Below are 25,200 nucleotides of genomic sequence, written 5' to 3'. Positions count from 1 at the left end.
CGTTTTGTAGGATCCAACGGAAATCTCGACACAGCCCGTCGCCAGCGCGGCATTCCTGTTGACGTCGCTTAATGAACCTGAGACTGGAGGTCCACTTAAAAACGTCAGCCAGGGTTTGCGTGATGCTGCGGTTCATTTTTTCTGCCATGCAGGTGGCGGCCTTCGTCTTGGCACTGGCATCCGGCAGCGCCCGGGCAGGAGACGAAACGACCTATCCGATCGTCATCAAGCATGCGCTCGGCACCACGATCATTGAAAAGAAGCCGGTGCGGGTGGCAACGGTCGCCTGGGCCAACCACGAAGTGCCGCTGGCACTCGGCATCGTGCCCGTGGGATTTGCCGCAGCCAATTTCGGCGATGACGACGGCGACGGCATCCTGCCGTGGGTGGCAGACAAGCTGGCGCAACATCCCGGCGAAAAGCCGGTGCTGTTCGACGAAGGCGACGGCATCGATTTCGAGGCGGTCGCCGCCACCAGCCCGGATGTCATCCTTGCCGCCTATTCCGGCCTCAGCCAGGCCGACTACGATACGCTGAGCCAGATCGCTCCCGTCGTCGCTTATCCCGAGGCACCCTGGTCGACGGATTGGCGCGAGATGATCCGCTTCAACAGCCTCGGCCTCGGCATGGCGGCGGAAGGCGAGGCGCTGATCAGGAAGATCGAAGCCGACATCGCCCTGACGGTGGCCGGCCATCCCGAACTTCACGACAAATCGGCGATGTTCATCACCCATCTCAACGCCACGGACCTGAGCGTCGTCAATTTCTACACGACGAACGACACGCGGGTGAAATTCTTCGCCGATCTCGGCCTCAAGGCGCCCAAGAGCGTCACGACGGCCTCGCTGCCGGGAAAATTTTCCGGCTCGATCAGCGCCGAGCGCATCGATGAATTCGACGACGTCGATATTCTCGTCACCTACGGCGACCGCAAGCTGCTCGATTCGCTTGCCGCCAACCCGCTGACATCGAGGATGCCGGCCGTCGGCAACGGTGCGCTCGTCGTCCTCGGCCGCAACCCGGTCGGCACCGCGGCCAATCCGACGCCGCTGTCCATCCCGTGGGTGCTGAAGGATTATGTCGCCCTACTTGCGGAGGCGGCCGGAAAATCCAGATGACGCAAGCCGCGCCGCAGCCCGCCCGCCGGCCGCCCTTGCCGGGACGGTCTAACCGGAACCGCAGCCTGTTCCTGGTCGGGCTGGTGACCCTGCTGGCCGTGCTGTGCGCTCTGTCCGTCACGGTCGGCACGCGCGAGGTCGGCTGGGCGGATATCTGGGCATCACTGGCGGGCAGGCTCGAAACCATCGGCCAGGCAGCCGTGGCGCTGCGGATCCCGAGGACCGCGCTGGCGCTGCTCGCTGGCGCCGCCCTCGGCCTGGCCGGCGCGGTGATGCAGGGCGTGACGCGAAATCCGCTGGCGGACCCCGGCATCCTCGGCGTCAACATGGGCGCTTCGCTCGCCGTGGTCGTCGGTGTCGCCTGGTTCGACATGACATCGGCCAATGCCTTTATCTGGACGGCGATCCTGGGCGCCGGATGCACGGCGGTGTTCGTCTACACCATCGGCTCGCTGGGGCGCGGCGGCGCCACGCCGCTGAAGCTGGCGCTGGCGGGGGCGGCGACATCGGTCGCCTTTGCCTCGATGGTGATTGCCGTGGTGCTGCCGCGCGGCGATATCGCCGGCGGCGTCCGCTCGTGGCAGATCGGCGGCGTTGGCGGCGCCACCTTCGACCGCATTCTCCCGGTCCTGCCGTTTCTTGCCGTCGGCTTCGCCATCAGCCTGCTCTCTGCGCGCAAACTGAATTCACTGGCGCTCGGTGACGAACTGGCCGCCGGACTTGGCGAACGCGTGGCGTTTGCCCGTGCATCGGCCTCGTTCGGCGCGATCCTGCTGTGCGGCGCCACAACAGCGGTTTGCGGTCCCATCGGTTTTCTCGGCCTGGTGGTGCCGCATCTGTGCCGCCTGCTCGTCGGCGTCGATCATCGCTGGCTGCTGCCGCTGTCGGCGCTGGGCGGCGCCTGCCTGCTGCTGGCCGCCGATATCCTCGGCCGCATCATCGCCCGACCGGCCGAACTCGATGTCGGCATCGTCACGGCCTTCCTCGGCGCGCCGTTCTTCATCTGGATCGTCCGGCGGCAGAGGGTGCGGGAACTATGACGACATCCTCCGCCACCCTCCGCCGCATCGCCGACAATCGCAGTTGCCGCAGCAACCGGCGCCTTCTGGTAATCACCGCGCTGCTGGCGCTGGTCGGCGCAATCTTCGCCTTGACGCTGATGCTCGGTCAGTCGTTTACACCGCCCGGAGAGATTATCCGCATGCTGTCCGGCGACAGCCTGCCGGCGACGGTCTTTACCGTCGGCCAGTTGCGATTGCCGCGGGCCGTGCTGTCGGTGCTTGCCGGGCTGAGCTTCGGCCTTGCCGGCGCCGCCTTCCAGACCATGCTGCGCAATCCGCTCGCCAGTCCCGATATCATCGGCATCAGTTCCGCCGCCAGTGCGGCCGCCGTCTTCGCCATCGTCGTGCTGTCGCTGACGGGGCCGGTGGTCTCGATCTTCGCGGTGACGGCCGGCCTTGGCGTGGCGATGATGGTCTACGGGCTTTCCTTCAAGAACGGCGTCGCCGGCACGCGGCTGATCCTCGTCGGCATCGGCGTTTCGGCGATGCTGGAGAGTTTTATCGCCTACATCCTCTCCCAGGCGCCGGCCTGGAACCTGCAGGAGGCGATGCGCTGGCTGACCGGCAGCGTCAACGGCGCTCAGCTTGGCCAGGCGCTTCCGCTTCTCGTGGCCCTGATCGTGTTCGGCGGCCTGCTGCTCGGCCGCGCCCGCGACCTTGAAGCCCTGCGGCTCGGCGACGACATGGCGGCGGCGCTCGGCGTTCGTGTCGCCACCACCCGCGTGCTGGTCATGATCGCAGCCGTCGGCATGATCGCATCGGCGACGGCGGTGACGGGGCCGATCGCCTTCGTTGCCTTCCTGTCCGGCCCGATTGCCGCCCGCATCACCGCAAACAGCGGCTCGTCGCTGATTCCCTCGGCGCTGGTCGGCGCTTTGCTGGTACTTGCCGGCGATTATGCCGGGCAGTTCCTGCTGCCCAGCCGCTATCCGGTCGGCGTGCTGACCGGCGCGCTCGGCGCTCCCTATCTGATTTTCCTCATTATGCGCGTCAACCGCATCGGAGGCTCGTGATGACTGCCCGTTCCCTTACCGCCACCCGGCTTTCGGCCGGTTACGGCGATACCGACATCCTGCAGGGGCTCGATCTCGCCGTGCCGCCGGGCAAGATCACCGTGATCGTCGGCGCCAATGCCTGTGGAAAATCCACGCTGCTGCGTGTCATGTCCCGGCTGCTTTCGCCGAACGGCGGCGAGGTGCTGCTCGACGGCAAGTCGATCCACCGCACGCCCTCCAGAGAACTGGCCCGCACCCTCGGCCTGCTGCCGCAATCGCCGATCGCTCCCGAAGGCATCACGGTGGCCGACCTCGTCAGCCGCGGACGGCATCCGCACCAGGGGCTGTTTTCGCGCTGGACGCAGCGGGACGACGAAGCGGTGGCCAATGCCCTGACCGCCACCAGAATCGTCGATCTCGCGGAACGGCCGGTGGACGAACTCTCCGGCGGCCAGCGGCAACGGGTGTGGATCGCCATGGCGCTGGCGCAGGAAACGGAAGTCCTGCTGCTCGACGAACCGACGACCTTCCTCGACATCAACCACCAGGTCGAGGTGCTGGACCTTTTGACGGATCTCAACCAGTCGCGCGGCACCACCGTCGCCATGGTGCTGCACGACCTCAATCTCGCCGCCCGTTACGCCGATTATCTCGTTGCGATGAGCGAGGGACGCATACACGTTGCAGGCGGACCGGAAGAGGTGCTGACGCAGCAAAACGTGCGGCAGGTCTTCGGCCTGGAAAGCCGGATCATCCTGGACCCCACCTCGGGCCGGCCGATCATGCTGCCGATCGGTCGCCACCGGATGAAAACACCAACAGAAGCCACGGAGGAACGGTCATGAACGCGGCCCAGACATTCAAACTCTCAGGTGTAGCGCTTCCGAAGGATGCCGCGCGCATGCTCGATGACATATGCGAGCACTTCATCGAACACGGCGATGTCCGGCGGGACGGAAACCTGGCGTCGATGACCAGCAAGGCGGGAACCGCAAACATTAGGCTGCAGGACGGAAAGCTGCTCATCGAGCTGGCCTCGTTTTCGGAAGCCATGCTGCAGATGAGCCGCACGAGCGTAGCCGAACACATGTTCTATTTCGCCGGCGAGGATCCGCTCGAACTGACATGGTCGCAACCGGCATCGACGCAGGTGCTGCCGAACCTGCATGAGATCACCGTGGTCTCCGCCGAGGACGTCACGCCGCACATGCGGCGGGTGAAATTCGCCTGCGCCGATGTCACGCCGTTCATCGGCGGCGACATGCATGTGCGCCTGCTGGTTCCCCCGAAGGGCCGCACGCCGGTCTGGCCGGGATTGAAGGACGACGGCCGGGTCGCCTGGCCGGAGGGCGAGGACGAACTTCTGGTCCGCGTCTACACGATCCGCGCCATCGATACGGAGCGCCGCGAATTGTGGGTGGATTTCCTGCAGCATCCGACGCCGGGCGTTGCCACTCCCGGCGCCGATTTTGCCCGGGATGCGCAGCCCGGCGAAAAGCTGGCGCTGCTCGGCCCCGGCGGCGGCAGTCTGCCCAAGGCGGAGAAACTCCTCCTGACCGGCGACGAAAGCGCGCTTCCGGCGATCGTCCGCATCGCCGCCGAAGTGCCTGCCGGCACGCAGATACAGGCGATCATCGAAGTGCAGGATGCGGCGGAAGAACAGCCCCTTCCCTCCGCCGGCTCGCTCGACGTCCGCTGGCTGCATCGCGCCGACTACCCGGCCGGATCGGCAAGCGTGCTGGCAGATGCCATCAAGGCGGCGATCACTGCCGCCGATGCGGATACCTTCGTCTGGGTCGCCTGCGAAAAGGACGATGTGCGCACCGTTCGCTCCTTTCTCAAGAGCCGCAAGCACGACCGGGACAAGATGTATGTCGCCTGGTACTGGGAACGGACGTCTGGCTGAGCAGGCGGCCCGACCGCTTCCGACGATCTCGCCGGGCGGCGCCCGGTGAGAATGGGAAACTGCGGCCTTCCCGTCTCACCGCATGACGAACGGGTTCGGCACGTCCTTGTTGAAGGCCAGCCAGACGCTCTTGGTTTCGAGGAAATCGTAGATGGCGTCCTGGCCGCTTTCGCGTCCGACACCGGAATTCTTGAAACCGCCGAAAGGCATCATGTAGGAAACGGCGCGGTAGGTGTTGGTCCACACCGTGCCGGCACGCAGGCGTTTCGCCGCGGTGAAGGCCCGCGCCATGTCGGAGGTCCAGACGCCGGCAGCAAGCCCATAAGGCGTATCATTGGCCATCTGGTAGGCCTCTTCATCCTCGTTGAAGGGAATGACCGAGAGCACCGGGCCAAAAACCTCTTCCTGGGCGATGCGCATGTCGTTCCTGACGCCGACGAATACGGTCGGCTCGATGAACCAGCCATCACCGCATTCCGGTCGGTCTGCCCGCCTGCCGCCCATCGCCACCTCGGCGCCTTCGGCCTTGGCCATGTCGATCATCGACAGCACACGCTTGAACTGCGGCTGGGTTGTCACCGGCCCGACCTGCGTGGTCATTTCCATCGGGTCGCCCATGCGGGCCGTCTTTGCCAGTTCGAGGAATTTTTCGAGGAAGGCATCGTGGATCGACCGGTGCACGAGAAGCCGCGAGCCGGCGATACAGGTCTGGCCGGTGGCGGCGAATATGCCTGAGACCACGCCCTTGACGGCATTGTCGAGATTGGCGTCGGGAAATACCAGCTGCGCCGACTTGCCGCCGAGTTCCAGCGTCATGCGCTTGAAATTGCCGGTCGCCTGCTGGGCGATGCGGCGGCCGGACACCTCGCCGCCGGTAAAGGCGATCTTGTCGATGCCGTTATGCGTCGAGATCGCCTCGCCGACATCCTGTCCGAAGCCGGTGATGACATTGACGACGCCCTTGGGAAAACCCGCTTCCTCGACAAGCCGCATCAGTTCCAGCGTCGAAGCGGAGGTGAATTCCGACGGCTTGATGACCATGGTACAGCCGGCCGCCAGCGCCGGTGCCAGCTTCCAGGTCAGCAGCAGCAGCGGCGAATTCCAGGGCGTGATCGCCGCGACGACACCGACCGGCTCGTGGCGGGTGTAGGTAAACATGTCGGGCTTGTCGATCGGCTGGACGGCACCCTCGACCTTGTCGGCCATGCCGGCGAAATAATAGAACCATTGCGGCATATAGCCGACCTGGCCGCGCATTTCGGCGTAGAGCTTGCCGTTGTCCTGCACTTCCGTCGCCGCCAGATGATCGGCGTCGCGGGCGATGAGATCGCCCAGCCGGCGCAGCAGGTGCCCGCGCTGGGTGGCGTTGAGTTTCGACCAGTCGCCCGTATCGAAGGCGCGCCGGGCGGCGCTGACGGCGCGGTCGACATCGCGTCCATCACATTTCGGGATGTTCGCCCAGACCTTGCCGGTGAACGGGTCGAAGGATTCGAAGGTCTCTTTCGATAAAGCATCGGTCCATTCGCCGTCTATAAAGCAGCGAAAATCCTTGATCTCCTGGCTTCTGGCCATGTCGATAACTCCCTATGTCCTGACTATGCCGACAGCGGCGGCTCCTGGAAGGCGTCTTGCCGTTTTCAGTCGAATTCGACGATCTGACGCACGGCAGACCCATCCGCCAGCCGGTCGAACCCTTCGTTGATGTCGTCGAGCCGCAGACGATGGGTCAGCAACCGGTCGACCGGCAGCTTGCCGCGCTTGTAGAGGGCGAGGAAACGGGGAATGTCGCGCGAGGGCACGCCGGAGCCGATATAGCTGCCCTTCAACGTCCGCTCCTCGGCCACCAGAGTAACCGCAGGCAGGGAGAGCATCGCCTTGGGATTGGGCAGGCCGGCGGTGATCGTGGTGCCGCCGCGCCGGGTGATGGCGTAGCCGAATTCGAGCGCCTTGACCGATCCGGCAAACTCCAGCGCCGCCTCGACGCCACCCTTGGTGGCCTCCTTGACCTTGCCGACGATATCCGGATCATCGGCGTTGAATGTGTGGGTAGCACCCAGTTCTCTGGCGAATTCCAGCTTGGAGTCCAGCCGATCCACGGCAACGATGGTTTCGGCACCGGCTGCGGCAGCGCCGATCAGAGCTGCAAGCCCGACCCCGCCCAGGCCGATCACCGCCGTGGAGCAGCCGGGCTTGACGTCACCGGTGTTGAACACCGCGCCCGCACCGGTCAGCACCGCACAACCGATCAGGCCGGCGATATCCAGCGGTACATCCTTTTCCACCTTGACCAGCGAGCGGCGGGAGACCGTCGCATATTCGGCGAAGGACGAGACGCCCACATGGTGATGAACCCTTTCGCCATGGCGGGAAAGCCGGCTCACGCCGCCAAGAAGTTCGCCGTGGCCGTTCGAGGCCGCACCCGGTTCGCAAAGTGCTGGCCGCCCCTCGGCACAGGGCGAACAATGGCCGCAGGAAGGAACAAAGACGAAAACGACATGGTCGCCGGGTTTCAGGTCCTCGACATACTCGCCCACCGCCTCGACCACACCGGAAGCCTCGTGCCCCAGCACCATCGGCACCGGCCGCGGGCGGTTGCCGTCGATGACCGACAGGTCCGAGTGGCAAAGGCCGGCAACGGCGATCTTCACCAGCACCTCACCCGGCCCCGGCCCCTCAAGTTCCACCTCCTGCACCTTCAGCGGCAACGTGCGCGCATAGGGGCGTTCAAGCCCGATTTCCTCCAGAACAGCCGCCCTGATCTTCATCTCGTCTTCCTCATTCCTGCGGCCGCAGCGGCCGTGTCCTCGATCGGCCGGTCAGTGGACCGCCGCATACATGATCTTCTCTTCCGTCGCCTCCTCGGTGGAGAATTCCTCCACCACCCGGCCCTGCCGCGATACGAGGATGCGGTCGGCCAGATTGAGAATTTCCGGAAGGTACGAAGAAATCACCACGACGGCGAGGCCTGCATCGGCAAGTTCGTTGATTACCTGGTGAAGTTCGGCAATGGCGCCGACATCGACGCCGCGGGTCGGCTCGTCGAAGATCACCAGCTTGGGCTTCTGCACCAGCGCCTTGGCGATCACCACCTTCTGCTGATTGCCGCCGGAAAGCTCGATCACCCGGGCATTGCCGTCGATCGCCTTGACGTTCAGCCGTTTCGTCCAGTCCTTGGCAAGCTCCATCATTTCCGAATGGGACACCACCACGCCGCGATTGAGATCAGAGGACAAGAGGTTCATGTAGATGTTTTCGGCAATCGACTTGGTTTCGAAGAAACCCTCGATCTTGCGGTCTTCCGTCACGTAGACGATGCCGTCCTTCACCGCCGGTCGCGGCACGCGGTAACGCACCGAGCGTCCGTCAAGCCTGACTTCGCCGCCATGGAAGAAATCGCGCTTGACGACGCCGGAAATGATCTTCGCCGTTTCCGTGCGTCCCGAACCGATCAGGCCGAAAATGCCGGTGATCTGCCCCGAATAGACGGAAAACGAGGTATTGCGCACCATCTTGCCCATCGAAAGGTTCTGCACCGACAGCACCTTCTGGCCATAGGCCCGTGCCTTGCGGCTCTTGTCGCGGCTGTAGAGTTCGGCCGAAAGCGAACGGCCGACCATCGAGGAGATGATCTTGTCGCGGTCGAAATTCTTCGCATCGTCGGTGATCACGTGCTGGCCGTCGCGCAGTATGGTGATCCGGTCGGAGATCGCCAGCGCCTCCTCCAGCGCGTGGCTGATGAAGATGATCGAGACGCCCTCGCGCTTCAGCCGGTTCACCAGCGAGAAGAAATGATGCTTTTCTTCCGGCGTCAGCGTTGCGGTCGGCTCGTCGAAGATGATGATGCGCGCCTTGTGGTGCACGGCGCGGGCGATCTCGACCATCTGCTTCTGCGCCGCACCGAGCTGTGAAACGTACATGGTCGGATCGACACCGAAATTCAGGGACTGCAGGAATTGCTGGGCGGCGATGTAGATGCCGCGCAGGCGGTTGAGGAATTTCTCGTTGCCGAGATAGATGTTCTGCGCCACCGTCAGCGACGGCACCAGGCTGGTTTCCTGAAACACCATGGCGATGCCTTTGTGCAGCGCCTCTGCCGGGCTGCCGAAGGTCATCGGCTGGCCGTTGAAGACCACCTCGCCCTGAGTCGGCTCGTGCACGCCCGCCATGATCTTGGTCAGTGTCGATTTACCGGCGCCGTTTTCGCCGAGCAGCGAATGGACTTCGCCCGGCATCAGGGTGAAGCTGACATTGCGCAGGGCGGCAACGCCATGGAACTCCTTGGTGACGTTCTTGAGTTCGAGAATGGGGCTCATGTCAATTTCCCTGCATGCCGAGGTTGACGGCGATCACCTCGTCGCCGCGCTTGCTGGTGGCCCAGAGCTTGCCGCCCGCCTCCACGGCAGAGGTGATGCCATGCCGCCTGCCGCCGGCGCGGCTGTGGAAACTGCGAAGCGGCACGAAATCGGCCGTCAGCTCGATGACGAGGCCATAGGAGCGCGTCGGTGCCCAAGGTTTCAGGATGCCCATCTGCTTGAGCGCCCCGCCCTGCATCGGCTCACGAAAGGAATAACCGCTGCGCAGCGCCGGAGCGATCCAGAATTCCGGCGCAACCTCGGCCATCATCGCCTTGCGGTAAACATCCTCGCGCAGCACGAACTCGATCAGCTGGCTGCGTGGGGCAAATACCGAAAGCCAATAACCCTGCCGCGCCGAGCCGCTGATGCGGGCAGGATAACCGGGCAGATCCTCCATGACCTGGCCCAGCATCTTGCCACCGGCGTCCAGCCGGACAAGGCGCTTCTCCCAGGCCTCGCTGACGACGATGGTGCCATCCGGTTCGATGGCGATGCCGTTTGGAAAACCGAGCCGGCTTGCCAGCACGGCCGCCTGTCCGGTATTCGGGTCAAGCCGCCAGACGGAGCCTGCCCGTTCGCCGTCGAGCAGGTCGCGTTGCCAATTCTCCAGGGCATTTTTCGAGGAACCCACCGCAACGACCAGCGAACCGTCCGGCGAAAAGGCCATGGCCGTGACGTTGGCACAGGCCTGGGTTCCAGACGAAAACCCTGCAGCGGGACTGCCGGACGCGTCGAAGAAAGCAATCCCACGCGGTGTCGCAACGGCGAGCAGCCCGGTTTCGGAGGCGGCAATCGCCGTCACCGCCGCCCCGGCATCCAGCAGCACGGCGCCCGCCCCGCCGCAGGCCGGCTGGTGATGGAGTGTCGAGCCGCTGGAATAGACCAGCCCGGTCGTCGTCACGACGAGATTGTCGGGGGTTTTGGCATGAATGCCGACGGGCGCTTCCTCGAGGATATTGTTGGGTTTCAGCGCACCGTCCAGCGGCGGCACGGTGACGGCGGCTTCGCCGCGACCGAGGAAGCGGTCGACCCAGTTGCGCAGAGCATTGGCCATCACGCCCTCCCCCAATAGTTCCGGTAACCCGACCAGCTGGTATCGCGTCCTTCGAGCTTGATGCGGCCGATGCGGTTGTTGGTGATGCCTCCGAGATAGAGATAACCCTTGTGTTCGCGCATCGAGGTGATCATCGGATGGTTTTCGGCGCCCTGGTCCCACAGGGTCTCCAGCACCTCGCCCCTGTCGTCGAAGCGGATGACGCAGCCGATGTTGAGGTTGGGATAAAGCCACTGGTCGGGGGCGATACGGCGTGCCATGCGCTTGCGGAAGCCCGGCATGCGCAGCGCCACATCGAGCGCCGGCGAACGCATGCCCATGATCGCCGCCCAATAGGTGCCGTCGGATGCCCGGTTGATGTTGTCGGGATAGCCGGGCAGCCGATCGAGCACCCGCTCGACCGTTCCGGCCTTCGGGCCGTCGATGTAATAGCGGCTGATACGGCATGCCCAGCTTTCGGCAAAGAGGATCGACTGGCCGTCCTGGGCCGTGCAGATGCCGTTCGGGAAGATCAGGTTGCGCAGCACCGTCTGCGTCCGGCCGGTTTTCGGATCGAAGCAGATGAGACGGCCGTTGCCGCGGCTTTCCAGCGCATCCACCGGCCAGTCGTGCATTTCGTAACGGATCGTCGCTTCCGAGAAATAGATGCGGCCGTCCGGCGCGATGTCGAGATCGTCAGCCAGGCGCAGGCGGGAGTCGTCCACTACAGAGAGTTTCGACCGGTTGGTCTCGTCGGTGACTTTCGTCACCGTACGGCTGCGATCGATCTTGTAGAGGCCCATGCCGCCGACGCAGACGAGCAGGTTCCTGTCCTTGTCCCAGCTCATGCCGAGCGGCGAGCCACCGATATGGGCATAGACCTCATGCGTCTTGTAGTCGGGCGGGGCAAAGCGGACGATATCGCCGTGGCGTGTGCCGCAATAGAGGTAATCGTCGTCATCGAGGATGACGTCCTCGGGGGATTCGACATCGGCAAGGCCGATGATCTCGACGTCCTTCAGCCGGTCGTTGAGGGCGAAGGCGGAGCCGGAATCGGCGCTGGTGGATGCCGGCTCGGGCAGTTCGATATAGGTGGGCGAGACGTAGACCTTGTTGAGCAGCTTGTCGCGGTTCTTCAGCCAGCGCACATCGACGAAGACGGCGAAGATCAGGGTGAGGCCGAGCACCATCGGTCCCGAACCGGAATTGAGGCCGAGGCGCAACACGCCATTGGTCATGACGAGCACGATGACGGCACCGATCAGCGCCTTGACGATCGAGCCGCGGCCGCCGCCGAGGCTGTTGCCGCCGAGCACGGCGGCCGTCAGCGCCGAAATCTCCAGGCCCATGCCGGTATCGGTGCCGGCGCCGGAAAGGCGGGCGGCGTAGAGCACGCCGGCGAGGCCGCAGAGCATGCCGGAGATCGTATAGGTAGCACAGACCGTGCGGCGCACGGACAGGCCGATATTGTGCGCCGAGCGGCGCGAACCGCCGATGGCCATCAGCCGCCAGCCGGGCCGCGAACGCGTCAACAGGATATGGCCGACGATGGCGACGACGATCAGCACGCAAAAGGAGAAGGGAATGCCGAAGAAACCGCCAAGACCCATCAGATCCCAGGCGTCCGACTGGTAAAAACTCATCGACATCGCCTGGGCGTATTTCAGGAGCAGCATGTCGACGACCGCGCGCACGATGATCAGCGTCACCAGCGTGGTGAGAAAGGCACGCAGCCGCAGATAACCGACGAGAACGCCGTTGAGCAGGCCGACGGAACCGCAGATCAGGATGACGGCCGGTACGGTCGTCCACACCGACCAGCCGGCGAGATTGAGCAGCGCCAGCGTCATGAAATTGCCGAGCGCAAAATTCGACCCGACCGACAGGTCGATGCCGCCGACGACGATGACCAGCATCATGGCGATGCAGACCAGCGCGAATTCGCCAAGCTGCCGTGAGGTGATCGACAGGTTGCTGCCGCTGAAGAAATTCGGGATCAACGAGCCGAAGACGACGATGACGCAGATCAGCACCAGGAAGGGAATGGCATTGTCGATCCACTTCTTCGAGAGGATTTCTCCGATGACGTGGTCGGGAATGAAGCGGTATCTCAGCTTTGTAAGGGTGTTCGCCGACGCCAAGGCCCGCCTCCATGCTTGATGGTCAATACAAATCGAAAGGTTGGAAAAACACGGCCGGCAGACCGCCGGCCGTGCGCTGGTCAAGATCGGATCAACGGAGGATCTTGGCGTATTGCTGCGGATCCCAGCAGGTGCCGGCCTGCACGTCGTCCTTGGTCATGACGCGCGTCGGCGAATAGATCTGGGTCTTGATGACGCCGGCGCCCTGGTTGTTCTGCAGCGCCGTGGTGATCGCCGTCCAGGCGTCGCGGCCCATGCCAGGCGCATTGTAGTTGATCGTCGCGGAATAGGTGCCGTCCAGCAGGCCGTCGCACATGCTCTGCGCGCCGCCGCCCGAAGTGATGAAATAGACCTGGCCCTGCTTGCCGGCCTGCTTGATCGCAGCGCCCGTGCCGATGCCCTGGCCGTCCCAGACGTCGATGACGCCGCAGAGATCGGGATGCTGCTGCAGCGCCGTCTCGGTGATGGCGCGCGCCTTCGAGGCATCCCAGTCAGCCGCCTGGCTGGAGACGATCTGGATTTCCGGATGTTCGTTGAACACCTTCATCATGCCCTGGACCTGGTAATAGCTGACGCCGCCGGTCAGCACGCCCTGGACGATCGCCACCTTATGGGAGGTCTGCGTCTCGGCGCCACACTTCGCCAGCATCATGTTGGCGGCCTGTTCGCCCATGGCGATGAAGTCGGGGCCGACGAAGGCGTCGGTCTGCACCGCGCCCTGCATGTTCAGCTGCACCACGACGATGCCTTCGGCATTGGCCTGTTTCAGAAGCCGGGCCAGCGACTGCATGTCCGGGTTCTGGGTGACGATGACGTCGGGATGTTCGGCGATCAGCGCCGTCATGCCCTGCGCCATCGCGTCGGTGTTCCAGTTCGGGTCCTGCGAGGAAAAGCTCATGCCGTAACGCTCGGCTTCGGTCTTGACCACGCCGCCCCAGGCCTGGGCCAGATCGAAGCCGATGGAAATCGGCAGGTAGGCGATCTTCTTGCCGGCGAGCGCCGAAAGCGCCGGCGCACGATAGGGATCGTTCATGTCGTCGTCGGCATAGGCCGCCGTTGCGCCGATGGTAAAGGCGGCGAGCGCCGTCGCCGCAAGTCTCATCAAACCAGTCTTACCCATGTTCCACTCCTCCTTGTCACATCTGTCTGGTGATCTTGTCTGCCTGTTCGCTCAGATGTCTCCCTGCTGGCCCGTCTGCTCGTCGCGCGGATTGACGATGCTGTCGACGACGATGGCGAGCAGCAGGATCAGGCTCTTGATGACGTTCTGAACCGTGTATTGGATATCCATGATCGTCATGCCGTTCATCAGCACGCCGATCAGCAGCGTGCCGACGATGACGTTGCGGACGTTGCCGCGGCCGCCCGACAGGCCGACGCCGCCGAGTACGACCACCAGGATGACGTCGTAGATCATGTTGGAATTGACGATGCGGGTGTTCATCGCCTCGACCGAGGTGGCGGTGATGATGCCGGCCACGAAGGCGATGCCGCCGGAAAGCACATATTGCAGCACCAGCATCGGCCGCACGGCGATGCCGCCGATGCGCGACGCGGCGAGATTGTCGCCGATGGCATAGACGAAGTTGCCGACCTTGGTGAATTTCAGAAACAGGAAGACGATCAGCGCCATGGCGGCAGCCACGACGATCGGCATCGGCACGCCGAACAGCTTTCCCTGGCCCAGCATCACGATCCAGCCCATGGTCTTCGGCATGTAGACGACATCGGTGCCGACGATCAGGTGCGCCCGGCCGAAACCGTAAACGAAGGTTGCCATGGCCAGCGTGGCGAAAAGCGGCGGTATTTCCGCATAAGCGACCAGAATGCCGGTAAACAGCGCCACGCCGAGCGCAAACAGCAGGCCGGTGGTCAGGGCGGCATAGACGGGCATCCCCTCATGGATCAATTGCATCGACCAGGCAATGGAGATCGCCATGGTCGCCACCAGCGACAAATCGATGCCGCGGCCGAGCACGACGATCAGCATGCCGAGCCCGAGGATGCCGAGCACGGCGACGCTGCGGATGAGCGAGAGGATGTTGTTGCCGTCGAGGAAGTTGTTGAGCGTCAGCGAAAAGGCCACAAAAAGCAGCACCGTCAGCAGGAAGACGATCTTCTCCTGGTTGAGATAGCGGAACAGTTTTCGAGCGTTCACGACGCACGTCCTCCCTGACAGTCACAGTGCCGAAGACCGCTTCCCGTTGCCCCTGCACGCAGATTTGCGGATGGGCGACGGAAGCAGATCCTTCATGTGGTTTCATGGACCCGCGAACCTGAAACCAGATCCGCCGCCCCTCCCGGCGCAATGTCCAACCAACTGAAATTCCAACAGAAATCTCCGCTGCTGGAATGAAACTATAACAGGCGGGCGTATTAATTAAATTATCAAATTGCGTTAAGCTCCATATAGCGATGTTATAGCGGCGACATGTCCGCAAGCGGCTGCGGACCGCATCCGTATCGGCATGCCGCACCACGGCCAGAGCTACTGGCGGCGTGGGAAAAATCGCGGTTAAATGCTTATAATTTCAGGATTGTTCGGCGATGAGCCTGCCGGGCTCAGCGCAGTGCCTTGGCACCGCTCCACTGGCCGGTCGCGGCAAGTTCCAGCAACGTGTCGCGGCACAACGCCTCGATGGCGGAAACGGCGTTGGTCATCGGCCGGTCGGCCGGATGCACCAGATGGACATCGCGTTTCAATTCCGGCTTGGTGATGCGCCAGGAGCGCAGCCGGCCTTCGCGCACTTCGCGGGCGATGGCGTTGAACGGCAGGATGGAATAACCCATGCCCTTTTCCACCAGCTCCTTGATGTTGCCGTAGGAATCGACGTCGATGACGGTGTTGAGATCGAGGCTGTTCGACGTTGCTTCACGCTCCAGAAGCTCGCGCAGGCCGTGATTGGCACTCGGCAGGATCAGCGGCAGCGGCGCGACCTTGGCCAGCGCCAGCGGCCCGAACGGCGGCGTCTTGATGCCTTCCATCGGCGTCGCGGGACCGAGCAGGCAAAGCTCTTCCGTCAGCACCGGGTAGGAGGTCAGAACCCGGTCCTCGACAGGGATATACAGAACGGCGATGTCGATGCGGCTCTCACGAATCCATTCGGTGATGAAGCCGCTCATGGCTTCGGCAATCCGCAGCTTGATCTTCGGGTAGCGCTTGCGCGCGGCGATGATCAGCGGAACCGAGAGGATCTGGCTGATCGTCCCCGGCAATCCCAGCCGCACCTCGCCGGCAGGTTCCGCCTCGTGCCCGCGGATTTCCTCCTGGGTGATCGCAAACTGGTCGATGATGATGCGGGCGTTGCGCAAGAGGATTTCGCCGGCTTCTGTCGCCATCACGCCTTGCGGACTGCGAAACAGAAGCGCTGTTCCGAGATCCGCCTCCATGTTGCGCACATGCAGGCTGAGGGCCGGCTGCGCGACGTTCAGCGTCGCAGCCGCCTTGGAAAAGGAGCCCTGCTCGACGATCGCAACGAAATACCGCAACTGGCGAAGATCCACGCACTCCTCCAATATTCTTTTATGGCTGCATGGCGCAGCTTCGTTTTTTATTATAGCGGGAGCTTGGTCGCGGATGTCAAGAACGCGGGGCCGCCGATCACGGCCTGCCGATCATTGCACCGCGCGGACGACGGAAAATTCCTGCCGGATCGACGCCGTGTGTTCGCCGAGGGCCGGAACGGCGCCGAAGGACGGGATCACGCCATCAGCAAGCGCACCGGGCGCCATGAGTTGCACAGGCCCTGTCGGCGTATCGACCTGCATGTAGCGGTTTTGCGGATGTTCGGCGACATCCTCCAGCGTGCTGACGCGACCATAAGCGATACGGGCGGCATGCAGGCGTGCGGCCATCTCATCCCGCTTCGCGGCAAGAAAAACCGGCACGATGGCGGCGTCGAGCGCCTCGCGGTTCTTGACGCGGTCGCTATTGGAGGAGAAGCGCGGGTCGGTCGCCAGATCCGGCCAGTCGAGCACCTCGCGGCAGAACATCGCCCATTCCCGTTCGTTCTGGATGGAAAACAGCACCGACTTGCCATCCGCACAGGCATAAGAACCGTAAGGCGCAATCGTCGGATGGTTGAGGCCGCTGCGCGCCGGCACCTTGCCGCCATACTGGAATTGCAGGTAGGGCACGTTGATCCAGTCCGACAGCGCATGATAGAGCGACACGGCGATATGCCGGCCCTCGCCGGTTTTTTCGCGGGCAAGCAACGCCTGCAGCACGGCCTGGGTCGCGGTCATTCCGGCAGCGATATCGCAGACCGAGACGCCGACGCGGGCCGAACCATGTTCGTTGCCGGTGATCGCCGAAAGGCCGCTTTCGGCTTGCACCAGCAAATCATAGGCCTTGAGATCCTTCAGCGGTCCCTCGTCGCCGTAACCGGAAATCGAACAGGTGATCAGGCGCGGAAAACGCTGCCGCAGGCTCTCGGCGCCGAAACCGAGCCTGTCGACGGCGCCGGGCGCCAGGTTTTGGATGAAGACGTCGGCTCGGCTGACCATGGCCATCAGGATCGCCCGGTCCTCCTCCTGCTTGAGGTCGAGGCAGACTGATTCCTTGCCGCGGTTCAGCCAGACGAAATAGGCGCTCTCGCCATGCACAAGATGGTCGTATTCGCGGGCGAAATCGCCTTCCGGCCGCTCGACCTTGATGACGCGGGCACCGGCATCGGCAAGCTTGCAGGAAAGATAGGGCGCGGCAACCGCCTGCTCGACGGACACGACCAGCACGCCTTCAAGATCTGATTTCATTGTCCTGCCAACCGGTTTTTGTTGCGTCAGCGCCGACTTGCCTCAGCCTGCCCGTGCAGCATTGCCGATTTTCGCCATCACTTCAAATAACACTCTAATGGGATGGCCATACAGGAAAGTTATCCCATCAAGGTCCGCGCATATACGGGCAGACTATATGCGCGCCAGCAAAAATATATTGGCCTGGCGGGGCGCAACCACCGAAAATGGCGCCGTTTTCACGGATGTTTCGGATGACCATGTTGCCAGGATTTGCAGACCACGCCCTCTTTCTCTTCGTTCCCGCCGACCGGCCCGAGCGTTTCGCCAAGGCTGTCGCATCCGGCGCCGACGCGGTGATCATCGACCTGGAGGACGCCGTGCCGGCACACGCCAAGGCGGGCGCGCGCGACGGACTGGGTCTTGCGTTGGGCGATACGGACAGGGCTTCGCCGATCTTCGTTCGCGTCAACGGAGCGGAAACGGCCTGGCATGACGGCGACGTCGCCGTGATCGCGGCTCTTCCCATCGATGGCGTCATACTGCCGAAAGCGGAAGCGGCGGCGGATATCGCAGCCCTGCGCAAGCGCTTGCCCGAGCCCATGCCCATCATCGCCATCGTCGAATCGGCAAGGGGCCTTTCGGCAGTGGACGAGATCGCCGTTGCTGCCGACCGCCTCGCCTTCGGCTCCATCGATTTCGCCGCCGATCTCGGCTGCGCCCACAATCGCGAGGCGCTGCTTTTCGCCCGCAGCCGTATCGTCCTGGCCGCGCGCCTGGCGAAGGCACCAACGCCGATCGACGGTGTCACGCTGGCAATCGGGGAAACGACCCTTATCGAGGATGACATGCGTTATGGTGCCTCGCTCGGTTTCGGCGGCAAGCTGCTGATCCACCCCAGACAGATCGAACCGGCCCGCAAGGGATTGGCACCCGGCGCCGAAGATCTCGCCTGGGCGCTGCGGATCGTCGCCAGCGTCGAGGATGGTGCAGCACGTGCGGTGGACGGCGCCATGGTCGACCTGCCGGTGCTCACCCGTGCGCGGCAGGTCGTCCGGGCGCATCAACGCTTTTCGAATGGATCGTAACATGGCCGGAATCACCGAAACCCTCTCCCGCTACGTGGCGGATCTCGACTATGCGGACTTGCCACCGGCGGTGCCGGAGCGGGCGAAATACCTCGCCATCGACCTGATCGGCAGCATCGTTCGCGCCGGCAAGGAGGCGGATTCCACCGCCAGCCTGCTCGGCATGCTGGCGCGGCTGGGTCTGGATGCGCCCGGTCATTCAACCGTCTTCGGTTTTGCCCGCGGCTACATCCCGGCAACGGCTGCGCTGCTGAACGGCGCGCTCGGCCATTCGCTCGATTTCGACGACACCCATTCCGACAGTTCCCTGCATCCGAGCGCGCCGGTCGTACCGGCAGCGCTGGCGGCGGCGGAGATGACCGGCGCCTCCGGCAAAGATCTGCTGGCGGCAATCGTCGCCGGTTATGAAGTCTGCTGCCGGCTTGGCAACGCGCTCGATCCGACGGCCCACTATGCGCGCGGTTTCCATCCGACGGCGACGGCCGGCACCTTCGGGGCCGCCGCCGCGGCGGGCAAGCTGCTGGGTCTCGATACGGCCGGGATCGCCTCCGCCTTCGGCGTGGCGGCGAGCCAGGCCGCCGGGTCGCTGCAATTCCTCGTCAACGGTGCGTGGAACAAGCGCTACCAGGTGGGGGCCGCGGCCATGAACGGGCTGATCGCCGCCACGCTGGCCCGCGAAAATTTTATCGGCGCCGCCGAAGCCATCGAAGGCAAGCACGGGCTTTTGGTCGGCTATACCGGCAATCCGCGGCCGGAACTGGCGGTCGCCGCACTCGGCAACGTCTACGAAACGATGAAGATCGGCATGAAACCCTATCCCGCCTGCCGGTATACGCATGCGGCGGTCGATGGCCTGCTGGCGCTGCGGCGCGATCACGGCTGGAGCCCGGCCGATATCCTTTCCGTCGAGATTGGCCTGCATACCAACGGCATCGTGCTTACCGGAGCCCCGCTCGATGAAAAACGCCGGCCGAAAACAGTGGTGGACGGGCAGTTTTCCATGCCCTTCGCCGCCGCCGTGGCGCTGAGCAAGGGCAGCTTCGGCTGGGACGATTATGCCCTGCTCGGCAATCCCGACATCGAAGCGATGACCGCCCGCATCGATGTCCGGCGCGACGAGCGGCTCGAAGGCCTGCGCCATCCCTTCGGTGCAACCATCACCGTCCGCACGACTGCTGCCACCATCGAACGAACCATCCCGGACCCCTCCGGCGAACCGGACACGTTTCCGGCAAGGGCGGATGTCGAGGCGAAGTTCATGACGCTTGCCACACCCGTTCTCGGCAATGCCGCATCCGCCCTGTTCTCCCGCCTGTCCGGCCTAGAAACGATCGGCGACATCCGTAATCTCGCCGGCTAAAGCCATACATTCTTCATATACTCAGCCTCACCAATCTGTATTTGTGGTTATAGCCTGCAGCCCCTAGACTCGGTCTTGCCTTCATCCCCAGAGAAAGGAAAAGACGTGCCTATTCAAGATTATGCCGAAATTCGAGCGGAAGTGGCGAAGCTTTGTGCCGGGTTTCCGGGCGACTACTGGCAGAAGCTTGAACGGGAAAGCGCCTACCCCAGCGAATTCGTCAATGCGCTGACCGAAGCCGGTTATCTCTCGGCGCTCATTCCGGAAGAATATGGCGGGTCCGGCCTGCCGCTTTCGGCGGCGGCGGCGATCCTTGAGGAGGTGCAGCGATCCGGCTGCAACGGCGGCGCCTGCCATGCGCAGATGTACATCATGGGCGCCATCCTGCGGCACGGCAACGACAAGCAGAAACGCCAGTACCTGCCGAAGATCGCCACCGGCGCGTTGCGGCTGCAGGCTTTTGGCGTCACCGAACCATCGAGCGGCACGGACACGACATCGCTCAAGACCTTCGCCAGACGGGACGGCGACCACTATGTCGTCAACGGCCAGAAGATCTGGACGTCGCGGGCGGAATATTCCGACCTGATGCTGCTTCTGGCCCGCACCACGCCGAAGGATGAGGTCGCCAAGAAGACCGACGGGCTTTCCGTTTTTATCGTCGACATGCAGGAGGCGGCGAAATCCGGCATGACGATCCGGCCGATCCGGACGATGATGAACCATGCAACCACCGAAGTGTTTTTCGACAACGTCCGCATTCCGGCGGAAAACCTTCTCGGCGAGGAAGGCAAGGGGTTCCGCTACATTCTTTCCGGCATGAATGCCGAACGCATCCTGATTGCAGCCGAATGTGTCGGCGATGCAAAATGGTTCATCAGGAAGGCGAGCGATTATTCCAGGGAGCGGGTGGTCTTCGGGCGGCCGATCGGCCAGAATCAGGGCGTCCAGTTTCCCATCGCCCGCGCCTATGCCCAGATGCGTGCCGCCGAACTGATGGTGGCGGAAGCCGCCGGCCTGTATGAAAAGGGCGAGAACTGCGGCGAAGAGGCCAACATCGCCAAGATGCTGGCCGCCGAAGCCTCATGGGCGGCGGCCGAGGCCTGCGTCCAGACCCATGGCGGTTTCGCCTTTGCCGAGGAATATGACGTGGAGCGCAAGTTCCGCGAGACCCGCCTCTATCAGGTCGCGCCGATTTCGACCAACCTGATCCTGAGTTTCATCGCCGAACATGTGCTCGGCCTGCCGCGGTCCTATTGAGGAAATACCATGACCGACGTCGATATCGACTATCTGAAAAGCTGGACAGGCCGCGAGCGCAGCATCGCCGACATCATCACGCCGCGCCTCGCCAGCAGCCTGAATGCCGTGCTGGATATCGACAAGCCGGTGGCAGCAGGCAAGGCAGCCCCCGTCGGCATTCACTGGTGCCTCGCCCCCGACATCGCGCCGATGAGCCAGATCGGCCCGGACGGCCATCCGGCACGCGGCAACTTCCTGCCACCGGTGCCTTTTCCCCGGCGCATGTGGGCGGGCGGGGACCTGACGTTTACCGGCGATTTTCGCATCGGCGACGAGGTGGTGCGTCGCTCGACGATCGAGGACATCGTGCTCAAGACCGGGCGCAGCGGCGAGATGATCTTCGTCACCGTGCGTCATCGCTACACGACACCGCGGGGGGAAGCGCTGAACGAACGCCAGGACCTGGTCTTTCGCAAACTGGAGACCTCAGGCGCCGCCGGCCAGCCGGCGGCGGCACCGCCGCCGCAAGCCGCCGTGCATACACGCAAGATCGAGGCAACCTCCGTCCTGCTGTTCCGTTATTCCGCCATCACCTTTAACGGCCACCGCATCCACTACGACGAGCCCTACGTCAAAAACGAAGAGAACTATCCGCAACTGATCTTCCACGGACCGCTGCAGGCAAACCTGCTCCTCGACCTGGCGACAGAATTGCGAAACGGGGAGATCCCCCAAAACTTCGCCTTCCGCTCGGTTCATCCGCTGTTTGCCGGAGGACGCATTTCCCTGAATGCGCGCCCGCAGGAAAGCGGAACGTCGCTCTGGATGGCCGACCAGGCCGGCGGCGTGACGATGATCGCCAATTGCTGATACGAAATTACGGCGCGGCCGGACCAGCCATGCCGATTTCCTCGGACAGCAGCTTGAACAGTTCGCCGCGCTCCTTGATGCCGAACTCGTACCAGTCGATCAGGGAGCGCGCCTTGGCGACACCCACGTCGCTCATAACGGCAACGCCGTTTTGCCTGCACCAATCCAGAAGGATCGACTGAAGAAACATCATCGTTTCAGACGTCAGGGCCTCTTTCGGCCAAACTGTCAGCATCCCGCATCCCCCGCTTGGCGACATCATAGAACGGACAGGCATGAATGGCTGTCGCAAGATGGCAACAATGGCGACGGATGTCCGGACAAGCGGAATTCCGGAAAAAAGCTGTCGCCACGGCGCGGCAGAAACGGGAAGACAGCGAAAAGGTGTGAGAACGACCGCTCAAAGACAACAAAAAGGCAAAGGGAAGTTGCGAAAGCGTCCGCCGATGAATAAACTGCGCCCGTGGCATGTAAGCCGCTCAATCAACGAGGACGATAATGGCGACCGGTACGGTAAAATTCTTCAATCAGGACAAGGGCTTCGGCTTCATCACGCCAGAAAATGGCGGCCCGGACGTGTTCGTCCATGTTTCGGCGCTGCAGGGCGCAGGCTCGCTTCGGGACGGACAGAAGGTCAGCTACGACCTCGGTCAGGACCGCAAAACCGGCAAGTCGAAGGCAGAAAACGTCAACTCGCTTTGATCGACCGGGTTGCAGGATGACATATCCTTGGACCAGCGCCCCATCAGGGGCGTTGGTCTACACAGGCTGAAACGGGACAACAGAGCAGCGGCAGCGCTGGTGTGGGCTATTGTGTCCATTTCATTGCAAATTGCCCGCTCGTCGCTGCGGCAGAGGCCTCCACCTCTGGAAATCCCAACCGCTCTTGGCGTGACCGCATAACATACAATTCGCTGTTGACCTCTTTGACCGTCGGCAAGATTGCTCGAAAGTCGGAAGAGAGTTGAGCACGGGCAGCGCTTTCTTTTGATTTTCTGTTGTTTACCGGTTTGCCGATAGCCTTCGGGACCCGAGGGGCGCAGTTTGTGGAGGTTGCCATGGATAAGCATGGATGACGAAAACCACGAATGGCATGCTGCGAGGTCTGGCGATCTCGGCTGTGAAAACCCTCTCGAGATTGCAACCAGTTGCCGAGAATACCGGAAAGCAAAAACTAAAAGTTGACAATCGAACATGAGATACCTATATGTTGATTGTCGATATTTGCTTGCTTAGCTTTGGTTATCGCGCGCTTGGCACCGTGCCCTGAACGAACCTTTTCTTTCAAAAATCGCTATCACATCTGCAGCGCCGCGAGCGCTGTGGCTCTCTTATTGCTATGAAAGGGTTTGTCATGACCACTGGCACAGTTAAATGGTTCAATTCCACCAAGGGCTTCGGCTTCATCCAGCCTGACAATGGCGGCGCCGACGCGTTCGTCCACATCTCTGCCGTCGAACGCGCCGGAATGCGCGAACTCGTTGAAGGCCAGAAGATCGGCTACGAGCTGGAGCGCGACAACAAGTCGGGCAAAATGTCGGCCTGCAACCTGCAGGCTGCTTAATCATCCCGGTATCCGCTCTCCGTTGACCACGGATGTACTGGCACTGTCGAGAGCATGATACCAGCAAGGTCAGGCAGATTGCCTGGCCTTTTTTATTGCCGCGTTATCCTGCGGCGTCCAATCCGGAAAAAACCATGGCACAGACACACAGCAAATCCCGCCAGACGGCGGAGATTGCCTTCGCCAATACCCAATCGCAATTCTTCGCCCGTAACAGCGCCGTCGAGGAACTCGATTCCCTCGTCCTGGCCCGCGAGGAAAAGACGCGGCGGCTTCGTGAAGCTCGCCTTGCGAAAGAATTGAACGATCGCGAGGCGGCGACCGCCTCTCTTCTCGCCAGACGGGCCAAGTCCGTCTGACCTTCCGCAACATTCTCTTCAGGATAAAGATTTGAAGAATACCAGAAACAACGACCTTTCCGATCGCCGTACTGCAGCTGCGGAAGCGAAGTTCGCTCTCCTGAATGCCTATCGCGCCGCAAGGACTGCCGACGAACCGGCCAGATTGGCGAGACAAGCAGAGCGGGTGAGTATCGCGGCTGCGAGGGAAGAGCGGCGCCTTGAACGCGAACGGATAAAACGCGACGAGGCCGAGCGCCAAGCAGCCGAGGCCGCCGAGCGGCAGGCGGCTGCAGACGCCGCAGCGCGCGCCGAGACCGAAGCGCGCGAGGCAGCGGAAACAAACCGCATCGCGCGAGTGCTCGAAGACGAGGCCGCCCGCAAGGCCGAGCGCGATCGACGCTACGCCAACCGCAAGGCCAGACGAGCCTAGTCTCCAGCTTTAAGAACACCCGGAGGAAGTTGGGGGGTCGCGTGGCCCTGCGGCGCCAACAAATCCAGACGCTTTCGGCGGGCTCTTTCCGCCGGCTCAAATCCGCAACTGACAGTGCGGTATGAACCGCTACCAAAGATCCATTAGACCGAAGGGAAACCTCCATGGCAGACAATCCCGGCGAACTCCAGGCAATCAACACAGCCTGGCAGATCGCGATTCAGGAAATCCTGCGGATGGTGATCCGCGACATGTATCACGCGGACGGAGAGAAAGCCTTTCTGGCAAACATCAAGCGTATCGAAGAGGCTGCGGTCGATAGCATTTATTCCGACCTAAGGCTGCGTGGCACGAGCGAATGGACTGAAGTGCTTGTCAAGGACAATGCGAGTAATTTCGTCACCACGCTGCTGACATCATTCACATATGATCGCACCTAATGGAGGATGAGAATGCAGGCGGACTCTGCTGCATATGTGGTCCGAAAGCATAGTAAGAGTCAGGGAGCAATTAAATCGAACGAGCATTCGAGGCTATCGTTGGGTTATCGGCCAGACTTCACCGGCAGCGCGCTTGACAATGTTACCAACAGGCGCGCGGCCAATCGCGATCACCAACGTCGAATTTCATCTTGATTACGGCTAGGAGACCTGTGCGGGGAAATTTATAGACGGCTGAATTTCCTGAATTTTCTTAGGCTTTCGGCGGCATGCGTTGACCTTTAGCGCTCTGGTGCGTCCTGGTTGGGCGGCGGAGCGCCCTGCGTGTGGTTCCACGGCCTATCCGGCCGCGGCAATGATCTGCAAACCCCGTTTCATATTGTAGGCGATGGCGGTCAGGCGAATTTGCACGCCTGCCTTTGCAAGTCCCCACCATCGCATCCGGCGCAGACCGTAGCTTCGTTTCCAGGTCCCGAAGATCTTCTCGATCCGACCGCGGATACGCTGGATCGGCTGGTTCCA

General features: G+C 62.7%; 25 protein-coding genes. 14 read left to right on the top strand and 11 right to left on the bottom strand.

The features are described from left to right. Window positions 1-122 precede the first annotated feature (122 nt). From DEM27_RS17775 to DEM27_RS17755, 5 genes are read left to right on the top strand one after another with little or no spacing between them, the layout of a single operon-like run. Window positions 123-1,118 carry an iron-siderophore ABC transporter substrate-binding protein gene (locus tag DEM27_RS17775; RefSeq protein WP_109459601.1) on the top strand — a complete coding sequence of 332 codons (996 nt, stop codon included), beginning with the start codon at window positions 123-125 and terminating at the stop codon, window positions 1,116-1,118. After that, window positions 1,115-2,158 carry a FecCD family ABC transporter permease gene (locus tag DEM27_RS17770; protein WP_109459600.1) on the top strand — a complete coding sequence of 348 codons (1,044 nt, stop codon included), beginning with the start codon at window positions 1,115-1,117 and terminating at the stop codon, window positions 2,156-2,158. Before DEM27_RS17775 ends, DEM27_RS17770 begins: the two co-directional genes overlap by 4 nt. Beyond that, on the top strand, window positions 2,155-3,192 hold the full coding sequence (locus tag DEM27_RS17765) for a FecCD family ABC transporter permease (protein ID WP_109459599.1): 1,038 nt from the start codon (window positions 2,155-2,157) through the stop codon (window positions 3,190-3,192). The genes DEM27_RS17770 and DEM27_RS17765 overlap by 4 nt, the downstream gene beginning before the upstream one ends. Next, window positions 3,192-4,019: an ABC transporter ATP-binding protein gene (locus tag DEM27_RS17760; RefSeq protein WP_109459598.1), complete on the top strand. Its 828-nt coding sequence runs from the start codon at window positions 3,192-3,194 to the stop codon at window positions 4,017-4,019. Before DEM27_RS17765 ends, DEM27_RS17760 begins: the two co-directional genes overlap by 1 nt. Continuing rightward, window positions 4,016-5,080, top strand: coding sequence for a DUF2218 domain-containing protein (locus DEM27_RS17755; protein WP_109459597.1), 1,065 nt, complete (start codon window positions 4,016-4,018; stop codon window positions 5,078-5,080). The genes DEM27_RS17760 and DEM27_RS17755 overlap by 4 nt, the downstream gene beginning before the upstream one ends. 75 nt (window positions 5,081-5,155) lie before the next feature. Here the strand turns inward: DEM27_RS17755 and DEM27_RS17750 are convergent, their stop codons facing one another. The 9 genes from DEM27_RS17750 to DEM27_RS17710 all read right to left on the bottom strand — a co-directional run bounded on the left by DEM27_RS17750 (window position 5,156) and on the right by DEM27_RS17710 (window position 17,364). Next, on the bottom strand, window positions 5,156-6,652 hold the full coding sequence (locus DEM27_RS17750; protein WP_420028835.1) for an aldehyde dehydrogenase: 1,497 nt from the start codon (window positions 6,650-6,652) through the stop codon (window positions 5,156-5,158). Window positions 6,653-6,717: 65 nt separating this feature from the next. Beyond that, on the bottom strand, window positions 6,718-7,845 hold the full coding sequence (locus tag DEM27_RS17745) for a zinc-dependent alcohol dehydrogenase family protein (protein ID WP_109459596.1): 1,128 nt from the start codon (window positions 7,843-7,845) through the stop codon (window positions 6,718-6,720). 51 nt (window positions 7,846-7,896) lie between these two features. Further along, window positions 7,897-9,393, bottom strand: coding sequence for a sugar ABC transporter ATP-binding protein (locus tag DEM27_RS17740; RefSeq protein WP_109459595.1), 1,497 nt, complete (start codon window positions 9,391-9,393; stop codon window positions 7,897-7,899). A gap of 1 nt (window position 9,394) precedes the next feature. After that, a complete protein-coding gene (locus DEM27_RS17735; RefSeq protein WP_109459594.1) occupies window positions 9,395-10,489 on the bottom strand; it encodes an SMP-30/gluconolactonase/LRE family protein in 1,095 nt (364 codons plus the stop codon). After that, a complete protein-coding gene (locus tag DEM27_RS17730; protein WP_109459593.1) occupies window positions 10,489-12,609 on the bottom strand; it encodes an ABC transporter permease in 2,121 nt (706 codons plus the stop codon). The genes DEM27_RS17735 and DEM27_RS17730 overlap by 1 nt, the downstream gene beginning before the upstream one ends. A gap of 91 nt (window positions 12,610-12,700) precedes the next feature. Continuing rightward, window positions 12,701-13,729, bottom strand: coding sequence for a sugar ABC transporter substrate-binding protein (locus tag DEM27_RS17725; RefSeq protein WP_109459592.1), 1,029 nt, complete (start codon window positions 13,727-13,729; stop codon window positions 12,701-12,703). Between the two features lie 51 nt (window positions 13,730-13,780). After that, window positions 13,781-14,767: an ABC transporter permease gene (locus tag DEM27_RS17720; protein ID WP_109459591.1), complete on the bottom strand. Its 987-nt coding sequence runs from the start codon at window positions 14,765-14,767 to the stop codon at window positions 13,781-13,783. Between the two features lie 404 nt (window positions 14,768-15,171). Then, window positions 15,172-16,113 (bottom strand): LysR substrate-binding domain-containing protein, encoded by a 942-nt coding sequence (locus tag DEM27_RS17715; RefSeq protein WP_109459590.1) that lies wholly within the window; start codon window positions 16,111-16,113, stop codon window positions 15,172-15,174. A 111-nt stretch (window positions 16,114-16,224) separates the two neighbouring features. Further along, window positions 16,225-17,364, bottom strand: a complete 1,140-nt coding sequence (locus DEM27_RS17710) for a CaiB/BaiF CoA transferase family protein (RefSeq protein ID WP_109459589.1) — start codon at window positions 17,362-17,364, stop codon at window positions 16,225-16,227. A gap of 233 nt (window positions 17,365-17,597) precedes the next feature. On the opposite strand from DEM27_RS17710, the gene DEM27_RS17705 reads away from it, so the two are divergent. From DEM27_RS17705 to DEM27_RS17690, 4 genes are all read left to right on the top strand, one after another. After that, window positions 17,598-18,431, top strand: a complete 834-nt coding sequence (locus DEM27_RS17705) for an HpcH/HpaI aldolase/citrate lyase family protein (protein WP_109459774.1) — start codon at window positions 17,598-17,600, stop codon at window positions 18,429-18,431. Between the two features lies 1 nt (window position 18,432). Beyond that, window positions 18,433-19,791, top strand: a complete 1,359-nt coding sequence (locus tag DEM27_RS17700; protein ID WP_109459588.1) for an MmgE/PrpD family protein — start codon at window positions 18,433-18,435, stop codon at window positions 19,789-19,791. Window positions 19,792-19,896: 105 nt separating this feature from the next. Next, window positions 19,897-21,051, top strand: a complete 1,155-nt coding sequence (locus DEM27_RS17695) for an acyl-CoA dehydrogenase family protein (RefSeq protein ID WP_109459587.1) — start codon at window positions 19,897-19,899, stop codon at window positions 21,049-21,051. Between the two features lie 9 nt (window positions 21,052-21,060). Continuing rightward, window positions 21,061-21,903, top strand: a complete 843-nt coding sequence (locus DEM27_RS17690) for an HTD2 family dehydratase (protein ID WP_109459586.1) — start codon at window positions 21,061-21,063, stop codon at window positions 21,901-21,903. Window positions 21,904-21,910: 7 nt separating this feature from the next. On the opposite strand, the gene DEM27_RS17685 is transcribed toward DEM27_RS17690, so the two are convergent. Beyond that, on the bottom strand, window positions 21,911-22,138 hold the full coding sequence (locus DEM27_RS17685; RefSeq protein WP_109459585.1) for a hypothetical protein: 228 nt from the start codon (window positions 22,136-22,138) through the stop codon (window positions 21,911-21,913). Between the two features lie 263 nt (window positions 22,139-22,401). On the opposite strand from DEM27_RS17685, the gene DEM27_RS17680 reads away from it, so the two are divergent. The 5 genes from DEM27_RS17680 (at window position 22,402) to DEM27_RS17660 (ending at window position 24,678) form a co-directional block, all read left to right on the top strand. Next, on the top strand, window positions 22,402-22,605 hold the full coding sequence (locus DEM27_RS17680; RefSeq protein WP_109459584.1) for a cold-shock protein: 204 nt from the start codon (window positions 22,402-22,404) through the stop codon (window positions 22,603-22,605). Between the two features lie 652 nt (window positions 22,606-23,257). After that, window positions 23,258-23,467: a cold-shock protein gene (locus DEM27_RS17675; RefSeq protein WP_109459583.1), complete on the top strand. Its 210-nt coding sequence runs from the start codon at window positions 23,258-23,260 to the stop codon at window positions 23,465-23,467. Window positions 23,468-23,601: 134 nt separating this feature from the next. Then, window positions 23,602-23,826 (top strand): hypothetical protein, encoded by a 225-nt coding sequence (locus DEM27_RS17670; protein WP_109459582.1) that lies wholly within the window; start codon window positions 23,602-23,604, stop codon window positions 23,824-23,826. A gap of 31 nt (window positions 23,827-23,857) precedes the next feature. After that, window positions 23,858-24,238 carry a DUF6481 family protein gene (locus tag DEM27_RS17665; RefSeq protein ID WP_109459581.1) on the top strand — a complete coding sequence of 127 codons (381 nt, stop codon included), beginning with the start codon at window positions 23,858-23,860 and terminating at the stop codon, window positions 24,236-24,238. 164 nt (window positions 24,239-24,402) lie between these two features. Continuing rightward, the gene (locus DEM27_RS17660) at window positions 24,403-24,678 is read left to right on the top strand and encodes a hypothetical protein (protein ID WP_109459580.1); all 276 of its coding nucleotides are present in this window, start codon (window positions 24,403-24,405) and stop codon (window positions 24,676-24,678) included. A 339-nt stretch (window positions 24,679-25,017) separates the two neighbouring features. Here DEM27_RS17660 and DEM27_RS17655 read toward each other — a convergent pair. Beyond that, window positions 25,018-25,200: transposase (locus DEM27_RS17655; protein WP_165823469.1), on the bottom strand; the 183-nt coding region annotated here is incomplete at its 5' end.

Source organism: Rhizobium album, from assembly GCF_003122325.1.
Taxonomy (GTDB): Bacteria; Pseudomonadota; Alphaproteobacteria; order Rhizobiales; family Rhizobiaceae; genus Metarhizobium; species Metarhizobium album.
This window is presented reverse-complemented; position numbering and strand designations above follow the sequence as displayed.